This window comes from Escherichia sp. E3659, from assembly GCF_005781135.1.
GTDB lineage: Bacteria > Pseudomonadota > Gammaproteobacteria > Enterobacterales > Enterobacteriaceae > Escherichia.
Window position 1 is genome coordinate 51,060 of the sequence record NZ_VATQ01000027.1, and the last position, 16,544, is coordinate 67,603.

The following is a 16,544-nucleotide window of genomic DNA, read 5'->3' on the forward strand; positions in this document are numbered from 1 at the left end:
TCAGGGCCAACGTTTAATGATGATGGATGTATTAATGCCGCCAAAGGCAAAGTTGTTACTCTGCAAAAACTCACAATCAACCTTGCGGGCTTCATGCATGATGTAATCCAGCGCGCCACAATTCGGGTCTGGTTTATTCAGGTTTAGCGTAGGCGCAAACCAACCTTCGCGCATCATTTGCAGACTCATCCAGGCTTCGAGCGCGCCACAGGCACCAAGCGTATGACCAAAATAACTTTTCAGCGAGGAGAGCGGCACATTATCACCGTAAATGGTTGCTGTCGCCAGACTTTCTGCCATATCACCACGATCGGTCGCCGTACCATGCGCTGAAATATAGCCGATATCTTGTGCGCTTAACCCGGCGATTTTCAGCGATTGCTCCATACAATACTGCATGGTTTCGCGCTGCGGCTGGGTAATATGTGCCGCGTCGCAGTTAGTCGCAAAGCCGACGATTTCACCGTAAATGGTCGCGCCGCGCGCTTTAGCGTGCTCCAGTTCTTCGAGAATGAGCGTACCTGCGCCTTCACCAATCACCAGCCCGTCGCGGTTTTCATCGAACGGTGAAGGTGTGGTTTTCGGCGCATCATTGTGCTGGCTGGTGGCGAAAAGCGTATCAAATACCGCTGCTTCTGAAGGACATAACTCTTCGGCACCACCAGCAACCATCACCGTTTGATAACCGTGGCGAATGGCTTCCCACGCATAACCGATCGCCTGGCTGCCGGAGGTACAGGCGCTGGAGGTTGGGATCACCCGCCCGCGCAGGCCGAAAAAGAGGCCAGTATTAACAGCGGTGGTGTGCGGCATCATCTGCACATAGGTGGTGCCAGTGATGTTGTTCGTGTGCTTTTCCGTCAGCATGGTGGCAAATTCGCTTACCGGGCCGGTACTGCCGGTCGATGAGCCGTACGCAATGCCCGTTTCGCCGCTGGTTAATATCGGATCGCCAATCAACCCTGCCTGCTCTAACGCCAGCTCGCTGGCACGGGTCGACATTTGCGACACGCGGCCCATCGCACGGATACGCTTGCGGGTGTAGTGTTCCGGTAGCGTGAAATCATCAACAGGCGCGCCAAGCAGGGTGTGCAGGCCGTCGTAGACCTGCCACTCCGGCATTTTGCGCACCGCATTTTCATACGCCAGTAAGCGTGCAGAAACGTCCTGCCAGTTTTCACCAAAGGCAGTCACGCCGCCCATTCCTGTAATCACTACGCGACGTGTCATAACATCCCTCCGTTGATGGAAATAACCTGGCGGGTGACGTAACCCGCAATATCAGACATTAAATAGCTGGCAAGCCCGGCAACTTCTTCCGCCTGGCCCATGCGTTTCATGGGGATCATCGACATTGCCTCTTTCAGAGCGCTCTCTTCCATTTCGATCATCCCGGTATCAATAAGCCCTGGCGCGATGCAATTGACGGTGATTTTGCGCTTCGCGAGTTCGATAGCCAGTGCTTTTGTTGCGCCGATAATTCCGGCTTTGGCTGCGCTGTAATTCACCTGGCCGCGATTGCCCATTACGCCGGAAACCGAGGATAGCGTGATGATGCGCCCACCCTGGCGTGCGCCGATCATCGGCATAATGCACGGCTGAATGACGTTGTAGAAACTGTCGAGGTTGGTGTGGATCACCGCATCCCAGTCGTCATCGCTTAAAGCCGGAAAAGCGGCATCGCGGGCGATCCCGGCGTTACTGACCACGCCGTACCAGGCACCGTGTTGCGCGATCTCATGCTCCAGCACTTCCCGACACTGTTCGCGGTTTGCGACGTCGAAACTGAGCAAACGCCCGTTACCCCCGTTGGCGACAATGGCATTCAGCGTTTCCTGAGCGCCTGTGGCGTCACGGTGATAGTGAACGCCAATGTTAAAACCGTCTGCCGCCAGTTGGCAGGCGATGGCGCGACCAATGCCTTTGCTGGCACCAGTAACCAGAACTGAACGACTCATCAGGACGCTCCTTGTTGAAACAGGGTGGTAAGTTCTTCCGCGGTCGGCTGGAAGGTGTTAATGCGGCCCGTCGCCTCACCGTCGTTGATGCTGCACTCAAAACTGCCGAAGCGATCGTCTTGCATCAGCAGTTTGACGGTAATGGTCAGCGTCTGGCCTGCGGGCAGAATGCCAGCGGCGCAAAGCAATTCACGCGCGCCCAGTACCATCCCTAACTCAATACTGTTTTTGCCCTGCTGGTGGCGATGCCAGCCAGACCAGACGCCGACGGTTTGCGCCATCAGTTCAAGGGCAAACCAGCCGGGTAAATTGCCGTCCGGGTCGAGAAACGGTGCCAGTACGCCACTGGGCGAAACCGTCACGCGGCACACCGCGCTGTCATCGCTGACGCTCACCACGTCTTCCAGCAGCAACATGGGCGCGTCGTGGGGCAGATAAGCGCCGGGTGATAAATAGTGGCTCACGAAACCCTCCCGAGCAGAATGCTGGCGTTATTGCCGCCAAAGGCGAAGGAATTGGACAGGATCACCGGACGTGCTAGCGGCTGCGGTTTTTCGATAATGCCGCACGGTGGCAGCGTGGGATCGCGCGGCGACAGGCTGAAGTCCTGAGCGGGCAGCGGTAAATCACGCTGTAAAATCAACATGCTGATTGCCGCCTCGGTAATGCCCGCCGCGCCGAGCGTATGTCCGGTCAAATGTTTGGTGGAGCTGCACGGTACGCGTTCGCCAAACAGGGCGTTAACCACCATTGATTCAATCTGGTCGTTGAGCTGTGTGGCGGTGCCGTGCAGGTTGATATAGCCGACGTCATCTGGCGTAAGCTGCGCATCGGTCAGCGCCTGATTAATAGCGCGGATCGCTCCTTCGCCCTGCGGATGCGGGGCTGAAATATGGTAAGCGTCGCTCGATTCACCAACGCCCAGCAACGCGATGGGCTGCGGTTCACGGGTTAATAACATCAGTCCCGCCCCTTCGCCAATGGTGATACCTGCGCGGTCACGACCAAACGGCTGACATAAGGTTGGCGACAGTGATTCGAGGCTGTGAAAACCGTTAATCGGCATTCGGCTCAGGGTGTCTGCGCCACCCACAATGGCGGCATCGACCAGCCCCGCCTCGATAAGCCTGCGCCCGCTGATCATCGCTCTGGCGCTGGAAGAGCAAGCGGTTGAAAGGGTATAGGCCGGGCCGTCGAGCGCCAGCCAGTGGCTGAGAAAGCGCGACGGATCGCCGAGTTCTTGTTGCGCGTAGTGCCATGTGGTGCTCGGCTGCCCGTTGGTGCGCAGGTTAACGTGCGTGTCGCCTTCATGCAGGCCGGAGGTGCTGGTGCCAAGTACAATCGCGATGCGCTCGCGACCATATTTCGCGATAGCGTCATCAACCTGCGGCTGGATCTGCGCCAGCGCCGCCAGCAGGATCTGATTGTTGCGCGAGCGGTGCGCAGCGAATTTTTCGGGGATAAGCGGAAGCTCGCCATCCACGCCAGCCAGGACTGCCTGCGGATGCCCCTGCAACCAGCCTGCGCGTGGGCGCATTCCGGGAGCAACACCGCGAGTCAGGTTGGCTGCGATTTCGTCAAGGTTATTTCCCAGGGCGTTGATCATGCCGACGGCGGAAATATAAATCATATCAGTCACCTAAGTATTGAATGGTGATGTGGTATTTAAAGACATGCTGCTCAATGCTAATTGGCACGCGTTTGCCCTGGCGATTCAGATAGGTGATTTCCGTGACCAGTTTGCCGCTGGCGTTACGTAGCTCGCGTTTGTCTCCGTTGTCGCGAAGTGTCCATCCTGCGGGAAGTTGCGGTTGCCAGGCGCTAATCGGCCAGTGGCTGAGCATCACGTCAGCCAGTACCTGACTTGCGGGCGGCAACTGTGGGACGACGATGGATTGCTCGGCGCGTAGCCCTTTTGCATCGTAGGTCACCAGAAACAGGCGAATGCCGACCGACGACAGTCCGGCAAGGGTGATTTTCTGGTCGTCGGCGTTAAGCATCACTAGCAGCGACTGGGTTTTGCCGTTGAAGCTGCCGGTTAACAGTTGCTGGGAATTGACGGCGGGTGAAATCCCTGGTGCCGGCAGCGTGATGCGCGTGCCAGGTTGCAGCCACGCCTGCGGGCGGCCTTCCTGTTCCGGTTGCGAGTGGCTACAGCCGGTGAGGATAAGCGTAGCGGTCAGGGCGAACGCTCGCCAGAAGGTAGGTTTGATCATTTTTTTGTTCTCTTTTTTTCGGGCATAGCCAGCGGCGAAAGCAGGAAGGCGGTGAAAATACCGCTCACCAGCACAATGCCAAAACTGCTGATGGCCTGAGTGGCGCTGAATACCAACATTCCCAGCGTCAGCAAGGTGGTGAGCATTGCCAGCGTGATCGCCAGTAGGGAAGTTAACGGTGTACCGCGCGGATTACTGAAAAACAGCGTGTAGTTGATACCGATGCCAAGCACCAGCACCAGCGCCAGCAGCGAAAAGAGATTCACCGCCTGCCCGCTCATCGCCAGCACCGCCAGACCGCAGCCCAGCGAAAGCACCGAAGGCACCAGGCTGATAAGCCCTTTGCGCCAGCCGAGGCGAGCTACCGCGCCGCAGGCAATCACCGCCAGCGCCACCAGCAACAAGCCGGTTAAGACGTAGCGGTAAAGTGCGAACAATTCATCAAAGGTGCTTTTGCGATCAACCCAGGCAATGCCGCCAGGGTAATATGTGGAGATTTCCTGTAGCGCCGCACTATTTTTAACACCTTCAACCGGCACCAGCACGCCGCTTGTGCCGTTTTCCAGCGTCAGCCACAGCAGACGCCAGCCTTCACTGGCGGGGCTTGCCAGCCATTCATCAACGTTCACCGGCATGGCGTTGAGATCCGGATTCACTGCCGTCAGCCCGGCATTTTGCAGTGCTTTTGTTACCGTCGGGGCCGCCGTTTTCAGCAGATGTAAATCTTCCTCCTGCCGCGCCAGGGAGTTCAGCGGAATGGTGCGGTAGTTGCTGATAAGGCCGTCTTTTTTCGCCTTCTCCAGCGAAGCGGTAAATTTCTCCAGCCGTCTTAATGTTTGCTGTGGGGAGTCGCCGTAAACCACAAACCATTTTTGATCGACGCTTTGTCCGGTCAGGGCGGTAATGGCTTTCTCCTGGGCCAGAATATGCTGCGGCAGCGCCTGTAACTGCGAGATATCGTCATCGACGCGCAGCATTGACATCCCCGCCAGCGAAAACAGCGCCAGCGCGACGGGCAGACCCAGCGACAGTTTTTTATTACGCCGCCATGCCGCCAGCCAGCGCAGCATCAGCGCCATCGCCGGAACCGGACGCACCGGCAGGCCACGGCACAGCCACGGATGCCAGAACAGGACGGTCAGACAGGAGGCGCTTAACCCGACGGCGGCAAAAATCGCCATCTGGCGAATACCGGGGAAGGGGGCGAGCATCATAATCAGATATGCCGCCACGGTGGTGAGCAGCGCCAGCAGCAGGGCATTGCGTACTTTCGCCAGGCTTTGCCACGGCGAAACGTCATTGCCGTGCACCATCCGCTCGGTAAGGTAATAGAGCGTGTAGTCAGCGGAAATGCCGATAACGCTCATGCTCATCACCAGCGTCATCAGGTGTAATTCACCGAAAATCAACAATGTGGCGACCGTTCCCGCCAGCGCGCCGATACCGATGGAAATCACGCAGAGCAGCAACGGACGTAAAGAGCGGAACACCGCCACAATCAGCAATATCACCCCCAGCAGCGTTGCCACGCCCAGGGTGGAGATATCCTGCTTCGCCTGTTGGCTGGCGTAATCGCTGTAAAACACCGTGCCGCGCGAGAGCAACTGCGCCTGCGGGTAACGCGTTTTCAGATCCTTTTCCAGCGTATTCAGGGTCGTGATGAGCTGGTGGGTTTGCTGCATATCAAACGACGATCCCGCCAGTTCACCGTGCAGCAGATACCAGTAGTTGCCCTGGGGATCCTGCGTCATCAGCCAGCCGTCCATCAGTCGTAAACGCTGGCCGTTTTTCGCCATCGCCAGCTGCGAGCCGCGCATTAACATCAGCGGATCGTTTTGCAGCTCCTTGCCGCTTACCCCGGAGAACGCGGAATAAAGCTGGGAGAGGATCCACTGCGCCTGCGCTTCGCCGCCGTTTTGCAGGCGCGCGCGGGTGTCGGGGTCAATCAGGCCGTTGCGGTGCTGCCAGAAAAATGCTCCCCACGCTTGCTGGCTGGCGGCATCCATTGGCCCTTTAACGTCGTCGAGCGCAGCGGATTTTTGCAGCAGCGTCAGCCACTCATGAGCGACCCTGGGATTCGCCTCTTTACCGGGGCTGACCAGCCACACCAGTTGGCGGTCCAGACGCTGCATAAAGCCGTCATTCAGCGCTGGGGGAATATCGCCCATCGCCTGTTTGGGTAACATAGCCAGCACGCTACTGTTCAGCCGTGATTGCGGCAGCAGGATCAGTAACGCCGCCGCCATGACCAGGCAGACGATCCCCCATAACAGCGCGGGGCGTTTACTGGGCGGCAAAACGTTGGCGTTCGTCATCGGTCAGTTGCGCTGGCGTCAGTTGATGTTGAGTGAGAGCGATATCGGTGCGGTCGCCCTGCTTATCATTAAGCTGAATGCGCTCCAGATAGGTTTGCCCGGCGAGATCGATAGTGTTGAAAATTTTATCCAGCGGCGTGGTGGTCGGCGTCAGGCGCAGCGTCCAGCGGCCTTCGCCTTTGTCAGCAAATTCGACGCGGAAGTTTTGTTCCAGCACTTTGCGATCGGCCTGGAACAGCGCGCGCAGCAGGTGGTTAAACTGGAACATCTGCGGGTTGTTTTCTGCTGTGATGATTTGCGGTGGCTGACCGTTGATCACCTGCACCATGCGTTTATCGTCGAGCAATAGCTGCATGGGGAAGGGTGAGGTTTGATCCCACAATAACCCATGGTCGCGGGCGATCAACATCTGGCCCTGCGATCGCAGCGGCTGCGGCAGAGCTTTAATCGTCCGGGTTTGATCAAAATGGGCGCGGATCACCGGTTGTTCGGTAAAGCGTTGCTGAAGATCGTCCAGGGTCAGGGCGCTCACAAACGGGCTAATCAGCAGCGCCAGCAGCGGCAAAAATTTCATGGTTTGACTCCCATGCGTTCAAACAGAATATCGGGGCTGACAAAGCACAGTTCGCGGCTTTGCTCGTCTACTGCGACCTGGATGGTGTATCCGGTGGTGGCGCGTTTTCCCGTTTCGGCATCGAAAATCTGATAGCCAATCCGCAGACGGTTTTCGAACTCTTCGATATGCGCACGCACGCGGATGCGTTGCTCAAAGGTGAGGGCGTGGCGATATTTCACCCGCGCATCGACCACTGGCCACAAATAACCGGACTCTTTCATCTGCCGATAGCCGTAATTGAACTGGTTGAGCAGCGCCTCGCGGGCCACTTCAAAGTAGCGAAAATAGTTACCGTGCCAGGCCACGCCCATCATATCGACGTCGTGAAAGGGAATGGTCAGCTCGACTTCAGCGGTAAATCGGGGATCGTTAAGCACCCTTTACTCCTTGTCCTGAATTTCCGGCAGTTGCCAGAAATCGAAAAAATTAAACCAGTCGAGGGGCGACTGGAGCGCGTAATGTTCCAGACGCGCGGCGTAGTGGTCGATAGCGTTTTGCAGCGCCTGTTGGCGTTCGCCACGCGGCAACAGCAGCGGGTCGGCAAAGGTTTCGCAGTGAATATGCAGCTTGCCGTGCTGGCGTAGGGCGAAAATCAGATTCACCGGGCAGCGCAAAATAGAGGCGAGAATAAACGGCCCCTGTGGGAAGGGCGCAGGCTGGCCCATAAACGGACTCCAGCAGACGCGCCAGTCGCCGCCGCGTTGCGGGTTGACGGCGATGCGGTCTCCGACAATCGCCACCCATTCGCCGTTATCCAGCTTCTCTTTGAGCAAGATGGCGGTTTCCGGGCCGATATCCGTCACCGGCATCAGGTTAATGCCTGCCTGCGGAGCCATCTCCTGCATTATCTGTTTAAAGCGTTGGGCGTTTTCGCTAAACACCAGCGCGTTAATGGTTTTGTAGCCCTGAATTTTTGCCAGCGCCCGGCACACTTCCACATCGCCAAGATGCGAGGCCAGCAGCAATTTGCCGCGCGGATCGCGGACGTCAAGCGCCGCTTCTGCGCCTGGCGCAAACAGCACATCGCGCCCCAGTTGTAGCTCGCCGCGCCAGCTGGCGATTTTGTCGAGCATGGCGTTACCGAAACGTAGAAAGTGCTGATAGCTGTTGAGTTTTACTGCCTGTGGTTGATGCTGGCGCACGCGGGCGAGCCAGTCTTGTGATGCTTTGCGCGCCCGGCTGGCAGTGAGCCAGTAGACGCCCACCACCGGGTAAAGCAGCGCGCTAAACGCAGTTCTTCCCAGCAGACGCCAGACCAGCAGCATCAGGCGCATTCCCCATAACCCTTTCACCTCACTCTGCCGCGCCCAGTGGCTGGAAGAGCGGCGCATCAGCAGCGAAGGAATACGCGGCAACATGCCGAAAAACAGACGCGTGTGCATTAGCGAGATGCGGACGTTATCTTTCAGGGCATCAAAATGCGAAAGCCCGTCCAGCGGATAGGTGACGCGGGTCGGCACGAAATAACTGGTATTTCCCTGCCAGTAGAGGCGCACCATCACTTCGGTGTCGAAATCCATCCGCTTGCCGATGGTGGCGTGTTTTGCCAGTTGCAGCGTTGGCGCAACCGGATAAACGCGAAAGCCGCACATGCTGTCTTTCAGTTGCAGGGAGAGCGTTTCGATCCATACCCAGACGTGGGTGACCCAGCGCCCGTACAGCCGTGAGCGGGGGATGGAGTCATCGTAAATTGGCTGGCCGGAGATCAGCGCCGCAGGGTGCTGTTCGGCAAGTGCCAGCAGTTTAGGGATATCTTCAATCGCGTGCTGACCGTCAGCATCCACCTGTACCGCATGGCTGAACCCTGCGTCTGCCGCCGCCTGTAAGCCACGCATCACCGCCGCGCCTTTACCTGCGTTTTCTGCTAAGCGAATTAAGGTCACGCCAGGCTGTTCGCTAACCAGCTTATCCAGTTGCTGTTGCGTGGCGGCATCGCTGCCGTCATCCACCACAATACAGGACAGATTAAATGGCTTAAGACGCGCCAGCACGCCCGGCATCATTGCGCCGTGGTTGTAGCAGGGGATCAACACGCAGGGAGAAAAGTTTACCGACATAGGCGGATCTTCCCGCTACTGGCGGTGTGGCGGGCGTCACCGTCGTGACGTTGATAGCTAAAGCTCAGAATCTGGCGATCTTCCTGCCAGTTAAGCGTGAGCGTGACGCGGTTATCTGGCAGCAACGGAGACTGGAATTTTATGTTCTGAATGGAGTGAAAACGCCAGCCGGGCGCGAGCAGAGTGAGCGCGTAGCTCATCGCCCAGTCGATTTGCGCCACGCCGGGGAGTAATGGTTGCACGGCGAAATGACCGCGAAACCAGAACAGATCTGCCCTGAGATGCAAAACAATCTCAAGGTGATTCGCTTGTGCCTGATGGCGCTCGATTTCATGGGGCTTCATGAAATAACTCCTGTAATTGCGCATAGACACGCTTGTTCATACTGTTTACTGGCATTTCATCAATAACGCGCCAGTAACGCGGAATGGCAACTGGCTCCAGCGTCGGGCGCAGTAATCGCCGCCAGGTCATTTCCTGGCGATGCCCGCCGCCGTTCTGCCATTGCAGATGAGCTTCGTCATCCAGCACCAGTAAAACGGCAATGCACTGACGCCCGCCGCGCATAACGGGAACTGCCGCCACCTCGCGAATACCGTCCAGCGCCAGCAGACGTTGTTCCACTTCCTGCAGAGAAATACGTTTTTCTTCAATCTTAACGATGCGTCCGCGACGCCCCATCAGATGGAACTGACCGTCTTCGGTAAACTGCAAGATATCGTCGAGTAACAGGCCGTTATCATCCGCCATCAGCGGTGAAAAGAGGCGAAAAACATCACCTTCTGCCTGGAACTGCATGCCTGGGAAGGGTAGCCAGCGGCGTTGCTCTTGTTCGCGGTAACGCCAGGCGATAACGCCGGTTTCCGTGCTGCCGTAGATTTCATCAGGCCAGACGCGCAGCCAGCTCGCAGTGTGTTGTACGTCCTGCCACGGTAGCTCACCGCCAGCAGACAGAAGCACCTGAACAGGCGGCGGGGATAACTGAGCATCCAGACGCTTCAAAAATGCCGGGCTGCTGATGAAGATATAGCGATGCTGGTGACTCAACGCGGCAAACTGTTCGACATACCAGAGCATGGCGGCGTGCAGCGGTAATCCCAGCGCCATTGGCAGGAAAACGCGAAAAGTCAGGCCGTACAAATGCTGTGGCAATACGGAACCGACCACCCGACAACCCGCCAGACGTGCGCCTAATCGTTCAGCCAGCAGTTGTGCTTCACGGTCCAGCAAATAAACAGGTTTAATCACCCGCTTCGGCTGCCCCGTAGAACCGGAGGTAAACAACTCGATATAAGCATCTGGTGCTATGGCGGCAAAGGTGAATGATTGTGTCGCGACTTGTGGGGAACTTGCTACCAACAGTAATGAACCTTGCCAGTTAAGTTCGCTGTCGCTAAGTACACCATCGAACAGTTCACGTTGCTCATTAAGCTGGTTAACACGGTTATGCCCAGGAAGCACCGGCGTTTTTCCAGCGTGTAGCGTGGCGAGCAGGGCAACGATAAACAGATAGCTGTTCTCAAAGCATAGCGCCCAGCGTTTCCCGGGCCGTTGCTGCAAACGGCAGATAAGTTGCGCGACATCGTGACGCAAATCGCCCAGCGTCCAGGAGCTTTCGTCCAGCCACGCAATGGGCGTGTCATCAGGGCGTGGCGCAGTCAGCCAGCGTGCAAGCGGTAAGGTCTGCTTCATGAGCGATCTCTTTTCATCACCTGACGGCGCACCAGCCATTCACCAGCCATTAACGTCCCCATCAACAAATAAGCAATCATGCCGTTCCATGCAGTCCATAACGACATATCGCCATGCAGCGCGGTAAAGAGGGCAATTCCGCCGTTGATGATGAAAAAGCCGCACCAGATTTGCGTGACGTGGCGGGTATAGCGCACGCCCTTTTCCGGAAGGTCTGGCTCCTGCAAACGCGCCAACCGCTCAACTATCGGCATTGCCGACCACAGCGAACCGCCAAAAACCGCCAGCATTACCGTATTAACCACTACCGGGTAAAACAGCAGTAGCTGGTGCGTTTTCAACGCAAAGCTGGCGACACACAAGGCGATGCCTACGACAGCGACGATTTGTGTGACGGCTTGTAGCGGCCCCGCCTGGCCACGGGTCTGGCGCAGGCGCAACAAAAGCAGCAGCGCCATCAGCGGCAACAGCCAATGCAGGCCGTTATGTGCCAAGCCAAGCCAAATCACAAACGGCCAGGCGAGCAGCAATAATCCGGTCAGCAGCTTAATAATCGGTAGCGAGCGAATGCCCGACATCAGATCAGGCTTCTTGTAGCAGGCGTTCTACGGCCTCTACGACATCCTGGACTGTACGCACTGCTTTAAACTCTTCCGGCTTGATTTTCTTACCGGTTTTCTTTTGCAGATGCACAATCATGTCAACGGCGTCGATGCTGTCCAGTTCCAGATCTTCGTACAGGCGCGCTTCAGGTTTGATGTCCTGCGGATCGATTTCAAACAGCTTAACCAGCAGGGCAGAGACTTCCTGATAGACGGTTTGTTGTTCTGTCATGATGGCTTTCCTCAGGCACGTTGCGCAGCAATGAAAGAGGCCAGAGTGGCGACGGAGAAAAAGTGCTGACGCATCTCTTCACTTTCCGCAGAAAGTACAACGCCATATTCATTTTTCACTGCCAGCCCCAGTTCCAGGGCATCGATGGAATCCAGCCCTAAACCGTCGCCGAACAGCGGCGCATCGGTATCGATATCATCAGGAGTCAACTCGTCGAGATTGAGGGTGCTGATGATGAGATTTTTAATTTCCAGATAAAGCGCTTGCATTATTTATTCCTGAGAGAGGTAAACAACCTTGTTGTAATTGAAGCAAAAGATGCCGGTTTAACCGCCTTGCTGCCAGCGCCGGTTCTTGTGAAGTTGCATCGTAAAATTTATTGATTTCTACCCGCCCACGGACTTCAACCGTAAAAAACGGCCTGGCAGGCGGAACGTCATACCATTTACTTTGTTTATCCAGCAGATGCTCGCTACAGCCGATCGTCACGATGCGTAAATCGCTGGCGCAGCGCACGGCAATATTCGCCGCCCCGCGCTGCAACGTCATTTTTTCACCGGGCTTCGTTCGCGTGCCTTCGGGGAAAATCAGGATAGTGTCACCCTGTGCCAGTCTCTGTTGGCAGCGGGGTAACAGGGTTTCAGCTTCGCTGTTGATTAAATAATCTGCCGCCCGCACGACGCCGCCAAGAAAAGGATTTTTTAACAGCGCGCTTTTCACCAGGCAGTCAGTTTCTGGCATGACTGACGCCAGCAGTACGTAATCGATCAGTGTGGGATGATTGGCTACGACGAGGCAACCGCGTTCCTGACGTAAGATTTCAGCCCCATTAATCCGATAATCCAGCACGCCAAGCCCTTTTGCGACTGTTAAAAACAGGCGAAAACTGGCGGCAATGCTGCGACGCGCCAAACGACGGCGGCGGGAAGTATCCCACACCAAAACCAACAATACGTTAAACCACACTACAGAGAGCAGTAGTCCGCCGAGGCCAAACAGGGCAAAACACAACCCGGTCATAACCAGTCGCCATGTCCACTCAAGGCGCGACATCAGCTTACTCATCTGCGGCTCCAGCGCCATTGCACGCGCTCGCCAGGCAGTGAAAATTTATCAACGTTTTGTAAAAAGTGCTGTAAAAACAACATGCTTTGCGGCAGTGATGTTTCATTGCCCGCAATGACTGGCTGTGTTTCACATTGCCAGTCATCGCCAGCTTCAATCACCAGCGCGACGGCGTACGGCCAGGTCGGCATTTCTGCTGGCAGTTGTGGGTGATAGAACTCAGGCAGAAAGCCATCAAAATCGACCATCAACACGCGCTGGTATCCCGCTTGTAACAGGCTAAGCACTTCACACAAACCTTGCTGGAAACTGTCGCGACCAGCCGAAAGCGATGATGAAACGATCGGTTGTTTGGCCGCAATGGTCAGGTTACCCACGGAAGAGTTGTGTACGGAGAGCGCGAAGTCTGTCGGAGAGAGTGCCTGTTCGGTTGCCAGTGCATGAACAATGCGGTAATTGCGTTCCAGTTCGCCATGACGACTGGTATACAAAACGGCGCCTGGCTGATGGCGGCGTAGCATTGCCAGACCGCACTCCACGGCCAGTTTGCTGCCAGAACTGAGACGGCGGGCGGTCATCATTGGCAATTCGCATAATTTTGCCAACGGTGCAGCAGGGTCAACCGCCCACGGCTGGCGCGACCATGCTTGCCATTGCTGGGCTTCGCTAAGTCCAGGCGCCAGTGCCTTCCAGTCGGTAATATTTAATGTAAATTTCATCAACGCGCGCCCGCGGTAAACCAAAATTATTAAGTGACGATTATTTCTTTTGGCATATCAATAATGTATGCCCAACGCCTAAATTATCGTGGCGCTCTGCTACCTGAAATCCTGCTTTATTCAGATAGTCGTAAAATTTCTCTGCGCTATAGAAACGGCTGTTACCGTTTGCCATGCAGGTGAAATAAAGTGAGGAGGCATTCAGGCTAAACGATGCCGCTTCAAACCGCTGCGCATCCCAGAACAACTCCATAATGCAAAGTTTTGCGCCGGGCTTCATTACGCTGGCAACTTTGCTGAGTATGCTAATTATTTGTTCGGGTGAAAAACAGTCTAAAAATTGACTCATCCACCAGATATCAGCCTCGCCCGGTAACGGCGCATCGCTTAGCATATCCACAGCATGGAAATCTATACGATCAGAAAAGCCTGCATTCGCGATATTTTCTTTGGCGAGCACGATTTGTTGTGGCAGATCTAATAACGTAACGGTGATGTTTTCGTTGTATTTACAGCAGCGCAAAGCCCACTTACCGGTATTGCCGCCTACATCGTACAAGGTTGTGGGGTTGTTGGCGAATACATAAGGCAGTGCGGCGTTAAATGCGCCATCTGAATAGTAATGATCAAACGCGAACCAGCTTTCACGGGCGGCATCCGGTAATTGTGAAAGTGCCGGATATATCGTCGGCCAGTCGCCAAATACTTTTAACCCGGAAGGTTTGCCTTCATTGAGTGAATCGGCGAGGAAGAATAGCCCCTGATAACAGACATCCTGGGTGAAATCCATATTCACGCGCGTCATGGTGTCATGCAGGAGGTAATGACCGATTTTCGCCAGGTAATAAATTCCCTCTTTGCAGGTAATAATTCGCCCGCTTAAGCCCATATCTAACAGAACGCTGGCAGCATATTCGTTGATATGACTATTTTCGGTGATATCAGACAGCGTTGCGCCATGTTTGCCTTGCCGATCCAGATAAGAAAGTACACCCGCATTACGCAGGCAGAGAGCTGTTTGAAAAAGCATGGGGGCAAAGGCAATGCGTTGAGCTTCGGTAATCGCATCCAGTGCGCTAAGAGAATCCTGTTCGTACATGTTGGGCACAACCTGTTAAGAGGGAATTAAATTATTATCGGACCGAAGCGGCCCGACTTTAGGGGAAATTACAAATCTGCGCCAGCCGACAAATTCAGTTGAATATCTTTGTCGAGATTGCGGACCCAGCGATTATAGTTTTTATGAATTTGTCCGCCTGATGCTTGCAGGTTCTGACTATTTTCATAATTGATATCGTAGCTGGATGCCGTGTAGTTAATGCGAATTTCTGCTGAATGATCGCGTGACTGTTGACGTGCTTTAATTACGCCTTGTCCGGCTTCGGACATAATCCATTTGCGTTCAACGCCAGCTTTCAGAATCGCTTTTTTAACTTGATCCTGAGTATGACCGGCGCTGACGGTTGAGTGAACTTGATCAATAGGCACAGTACGCGCACAACCCGCTAAAGCACCCACAACAGCAATAGCAGCAAACCATTTCATGTAGTGTTTCATTATAACCCCATTAAAGTATTGTTTTTACGAGTAAAGCAGGATTTAACTGTAATTGCTGGTCTCACTATTCTTTATTTAGCGAAAAATTTACTTATGAGATAAGTCAGTAAGTGCACATCAGAACAAATCATTTTGAGATGACTAAATTACTGCCAGCGGGGACCAACTATAAGTGAGTGAGAAAAATGAGGCAATAAAAATAACACAATATAATCAGTGCGTTCTCTGGGATGGGAATTTAATAATTATTCGGTGTTTATATATATTTGACTTAAGGAGTGGTTTTTAGAAATTAATTTTCTGAATAATATTGCATCATTTTCTCGAATCAAATGGCCACCGTTAGATAAACGGTGGCCATTGTCTGATCAGGGTGCGCTATTACCCCGGTAACCGACTTTTCGGTCTGCCTGGCCCCAGTAAAATCGCCAGTTTGCTACCGCCTTTAGTGGTTTCCATCCAGATTTTACAGACGCTGGTTAATGGCACCGAGAGTAGCATTCCTACCGGACCGAGCAGCCATCCCCAAACCAACAACGAAAGAAATACCACCATGGTGGACATCCCCAGGCGATGGCCCATCATCCGTGGTTCTAAAATATTGCCGATGACCATATGGACAACTAAAAACAATGCGCCGACCAGAATACATTCGTAAACACCATTAAACAGCAGCACCTGAATCATTGGCGGTACGGCGGAAATTACCGCGCCGATATTGGGGACGTAGTTGAGTAAAAACGCCAGTACCGCCCACATTAGCGCAAACTGCACGCCCATCAGCGCCAATCCCAGCCAGACGATAACGCCCGTCCATAAACTTAGCAGCGTTTTTAATGCCAGATAATGCGAAACCCCTTTTAATGCGCGGTGTAATCCGGCGATGTGAATCTGTGGGTTATTCAACGCAAAGCGCATTTTGTAAGGGACGTGGCGTACTTCAAACAGCATAAAAACAACGGTCATCACCAGCAGAAGTACGCTCGCCATTGCCCCGGAAAGCCCGGTCATTAAAGCGGTGGTGAAGGTAACCACTTTTTCTGAATCCATCCGCTGCAACATTCGTTCCGGTGACATATGCAAATTAAGAAAAGGTAGCATCTCCTGCAATTTAAAAAGCTTGCGCGTCAGCTCCTTATTAAACTTCGGCAGCATAGAGATGAACTCGTTAAACGATGCGGCCAGCACACCGACCAGCGCAGTAAGCGCAATCAACATCACTACGACCACAATCGTAATGGCAACGGGACGCTGAACTCCGCGACGAATAAACCAGGTCACCAGTGGATTGAGGACGATGGCGAAAAACAGCGCCAGTAACAATTGCACAATGATATCTGCCGCTGCGTGAATACCCGCGAGGATTACTACCAGTGAAGCCAGCTTGAGTAGAATGTGCATACCCGTTTTATCGGGTTGAGATGTTTCCATTGGGGCTTCCTTATGACTTTTTGTATTAAGTGTAGCGGGAGTCACGCCAGCAATATTCTGATTCTTCTTGCTGATTTACACGCC

The 16,544-nt window shown here is 54.5% G+C and carries 19 protein-coding genes; all 19 read right to left on the reverse strand.

The annotated features are described in order from the left end of the window. Positions 1 to 1,230 (reverse strand): beta-ketoacyl-ACP synthase, encoded by a 1,230-nt coding sequence (locus tag FEK47_RS17955; protein ID WP_000198472.1) that lies wholly within the window; start codon positions 1,228 to 1,230, stop codon positions 1 to 3. After that, complete coding sequence (locus FEK47_RS17960; protein WP_000091664.1) at positions 1,227 to 1,958, reverse strand: 3-ketoacyl-ACP reductase FabG2; 732 nt, start codon at positions 1,956 to 1,958, stop codon at positions 1,227 to 1,229. Before FEK47_RS17960 ends, FEK47_RS17955 begins: the two co-directional genes overlap by 4 nt. After that, complete coding sequence (locus FEK47_RS17965; RefSeq protein ID WP_000020243.1) at positions 1,958 to 2,422, reverse strand: 3-hydroxy-fatty acyl-ACP dehydratase; 465 nt, start codon at positions 2,420 to 2,422, stop codon at positions 1,958 to 1,960. The genes FEK47_RS17960 and FEK47_RS17965 overlap by 1 nt, the downstream gene beginning before the upstream one ends. Further along, on the reverse strand, positions 2,419 to 3,588 hold the full coding sequence (locus FEK47_RS17970; protein ID WP_135405459.1) for a beta-ketoacyl-[acyl-carrier-protein] synthase family protein: 1,170 nt from the start codon (positions 3,586 to 3,588) through the stop codon (positions 2,419 to 2,421). The genes FEK47_RS17965 and FEK47_RS17970 overlap by 4 nt, the downstream gene beginning before the upstream one ends. 1 nt (position 3,589) lies before the next feature. Further along, on the reverse strand, positions 3,590 to 4,174 hold the full coding sequence (locus tag FEK47_RS17975) for a DUF3261 domain-containing protein (RefSeq protein WP_135487106.1): 585 nt from the start codon (positions 4,172 to 4,174) through the stop codon (positions 3,590 to 3,592). Then, the gene (locus FEK47_RS17980) at positions 4,171 to 6,489 is read right to left on the reverse strand and encodes an MMPL family transporter (protein WP_138183309.1); all 2,319 of its coding nucleotides are present in this window, start codon (positions 6,487 to 6,489) and stop codon (positions 4,171 to 4,173) included. Before FEK47_RS17980 ends, FEK47_RS17975 begins: the two co-directional genes overlap by 4 nt. After that, a complete protein-coding gene (locus FEK47_RS17985) occupies positions 6,458 to 7,063 on the reverse strand; it encodes an outer membrane lipoprotein carrier protein LolA (RefSeq protein ID WP_135487107.1) in 606 nt (201 codons plus the stop codon). Before FEK47_RS17985 ends, FEK47_RS17980 begins: the two co-directional genes overlap by 32 nt. After that, positions 7,060 to 7,482, reverse strand: a complete 423-nt coding sequence (locus FEK47_RS17990; protein ID WP_000930891.1) for a thioesterase family protein — start codon at positions 7,480 to 7,482, stop codon at positions 7,060 to 7,062. The genes FEK47_RS17985 and FEK47_RS17990 overlap by 4 nt, the downstream gene beginning before the upstream one ends. A 3-nt stretch (positions 7,483 to 7,485) precedes the next feature. Beyond that, a complete protein-coding gene (locus FEK47_RS17995; protein WP_138183310.1) occupies positions 7,486 to 9,162 on the reverse strand; it encodes a glycosyltransferase in 1,677 nt (558 codons plus the stop codon). Then, positions 9,153 to 9,506: a 3-hydroxyacyl-ACP dehydratase FabZ family protein gene (locus tag FEK47_RS18000; RefSeq protein ID WP_135487109.1), complete on the reverse strand. Its 354-nt coding sequence runs from the start codon at positions 9,504 to 9,506 to the stop codon at positions 9,153 to 9,155. The genes FEK47_RS17995 and FEK47_RS18000 overlap by 10 nt, the downstream gene beginning before the upstream one ends. Continuing rightward, the gene (locus FEK47_RS18005; RefSeq protein ID WP_135487110.1) at positions 9,493 to 10,854 is read right to left on the reverse strand and encodes an acyl-CoA synthetase; all 1,362 of its coding nucleotides are present in this window, start codon (positions 10,852 to 10,854) and stop codon (positions 9,493 to 9,495) included. The genes FEK47_RS18000 and FEK47_RS18005 overlap by 14 nt, the downstream gene beginning before the upstream one ends. After that, entirely contained in the window at positions 10,851 to 11,432 is a 582-nt protein-coding gene (locus FEK47_RS18010) for a hypothetical protein (protein ID WP_135487111.1), read from the reverse strand. Before FEK47_RS18010 ends, FEK47_RS18005 begins: the two co-directional genes overlap by 4 nt. A 4-nt stretch (positions 11,433 to 11,436) precedes the next feature. Beyond that, positions 11,437 to 11,688 (reverse strand): acyl carrier protein, encoded by a 252-nt coding sequence (locus tag FEK47_RS18015; protein WP_000139646.1) that lies wholly within the window; start codon positions 11,686 to 11,688, stop codon positions 11,437 to 11,439. Positions 11,689 to 11,699: 11 nt separating this feature from the next. Then, positions 11,700 to 11,957: a phosphopantetheine-binding protein gene (locus FEK47_RS18020; protein WP_047643688.1), complete on the reverse strand. Its 258-nt coding sequence runs from the start codon at positions 11,955 to 11,957 to the stop codon at positions 11,700 to 11,702. Then, positions 11,932 to 12,753 carry a lysophospholipid acyltransferase family protein gene (locus FEK47_RS18025; protein ID WP_135487112.1) on the reverse strand — a complete coding sequence of 274 codons (822 nt, stop codon included), beginning with the start codon at positions 12,751 to 12,753 and terminating at the stop codon, positions 11,932 to 11,934. The genes FEK47_RS18020 and FEK47_RS18025 overlap by 26 nt, the downstream gene beginning before the upstream one ends. Further along, positions 12,750 to 13,472, reverse strand: a complete 723-nt coding sequence (locus FEK47_RS18030) for a beta-ketoacyl synthase chain length factor (RefSeq protein ID WP_130217766.1) — start codon at positions 13,470 to 13,472, stop codon at positions 12,750 to 12,752. Before FEK47_RS18030 ends, FEK47_RS18025 begins: the two co-directional genes overlap by 4 nt. 40 nt (positions 13,473 to 13,512) lie before the next feature. Next, positions 13,513 to 14,571 (reverse strand): methyltransferase, encoded by a 1,059-nt coding sequence (locus tag FEK47_RS18035; protein ID WP_135410751.1) that lies wholly within the window; start codon positions 14,569 to 14,571, stop codon positions 13,513 to 13,515. Positions 14,572 to 14,639: 68 nt separating this feature from the next. Further along, entirely contained in the window at positions 14,640 to 15,017 is a 378-nt protein-coding gene (locus FEK47_RS18040) for a hypothetical protein (protein ID WP_130221417.1), read from the reverse strand. Positions 15,018 to 15,410: 393 nt separating this feature from the next. Continuing rightward, positions 15,411 to 16,460: an AI-2E family transporter gene (locus FEK47_RS18045; RefSeq protein ID WP_130209100.1), complete on the reverse strand. Its 1,050-nt coding sequence runs from the start codon at positions 16,458 to 16,460 to the stop codon at positions 15,411 to 15,413. Between the last annotated feature and the right edge of the window lie 84 nt (positions 16,461 to 16,544).

What these genes read in the sequence shown, in the direction of transcription:
- FEK47_RS18000 (WP_135487109.1), bottom strand. Translation starts at nt 9,506, where the DNA reads ATGAAGCCCCATGAAATCGAGCGCCATCAGGCACAAGCGAATCACCTT.
- FEK47_RS17975 (WP_135487106.1), bottom strand. Translation starts at nt 4,174, where the DNA reads ATGATCAAACCTACCTTCTGGCGAGCGTTCGCCCTGACCGCTACGCTT.
- FEK47_RS18020 (WP_047643688.1), bottom strand. Translation starts at nt 11,957, where the DNA reads ATGCAAGCGCTTTATCTGGAAATTAAAAATCTCATCATCAGCACCCTC.
- FEK47_RS17970 (WP_135405459.1), bottom strand. Translation starts at nt 3,588, where the DNA reads ATGATTTATATTTCCGCCGTCGGCATGATCAACGCCCTGGGAAATAAC.
- FEK47_RS18025 (WP_135487112.1), bottom strand. Translation starts at nt 12,753, where the DNA reads ATGAGTAAGCTGATGTCGCGCCTTGAGTGGACATGGCGACTGGTTATG.
- FEK47_RS18005 (WP_135487110.1), bottom strand. Translation starts at nt 10,854, where the DNA reads ATGAAGCAGACCTTACCGCTTGCACGCTGGCTGACTGCGCCACGCCCT.
- FEK47_RS17995 (WP_138183310.1), bottom strand. Translation starts at nt 9,162, where the DNA reads ATGTCGGTAAACTTTTCTCCCTGCGTGTTGATCCCCTGCTACAACCAC.
- FEK47_RS17955 (WP_000198472.1), bottom strand. Translation starts at nt 1,230, where the DNA reads ATGACACGTCGCGTAGTGATTACAGGAATGGGCGGCGTGACTGCCTTT.
- FEK47_RS18015 (WP_000139646.1), bottom strand. Translation starts at nt 11,688, where the DNA reads ATGACAGAACAACAAACCGTCTATCAGGAAGTCTCTGCCCTGCTGGTT.
- FEK47_RS17985 (WP_135487107.1), bottom strand. Translation starts at nt 7,063, where the DNA reads ATGAAATTTTTGCCGCTGCTGGCGCTGCTGATTAGCCCGTTTGTGAGC.
- FEK47_RS18040 (WP_130221417.1), bottom strand. Translation starts at nt 15,017, where the DNA reads ATGAAATGGTTTGCTGCTATTGCTGTTGTGGGTGCTTTAGCGGGTTGT.
- FEK47_RS18035 (WP_135410751.1), bottom strand. Translation starts at nt 14,571, where the DNA reads ATGTACGAACAGGATTCTCTTAGCGCACTGGATGCGATTACCGAAGCT.
- FEK47_RS18010 (WP_135487111.1), bottom strand. Translation starts at nt 11,432, where the DNA reads ATGTCGGGCATTCGCTCGCTACCGATTATTAAGCTGCTGACCGGATTA.
- FEK47_RS18030 (WP_130217766.1), bottom strand. Translation starts at nt 13,472, where the DNA reads ATGAAATTTACATTAAATATTACCGACTGGAAGGCACTGGCGCCTGGA.
- FEK47_RS17980 (WP_138183309.1), bottom strand. Translation starts at nt 6,489, where the DNA reads ATGACGAACGCCAACGTTTTGCCGCCCAGTAAACGCCCCGCGCTGTTA.
- FEK47_RS18045 (WP_130209100.1), bottom strand. Translation starts at nt 16,460, where the DNA reads ATGGAAACATCTCAACCCGATAAAACGGGTATGCACATTCTACTCAAG.
- FEK47_RS17960 (WP_000091664.1), bottom strand. Translation starts at nt 1,958, where the DNA reads ATGAGTCGTTCAGTTCTGGTTACTGGTGCCAGCAAAGGCATTGGTCGC.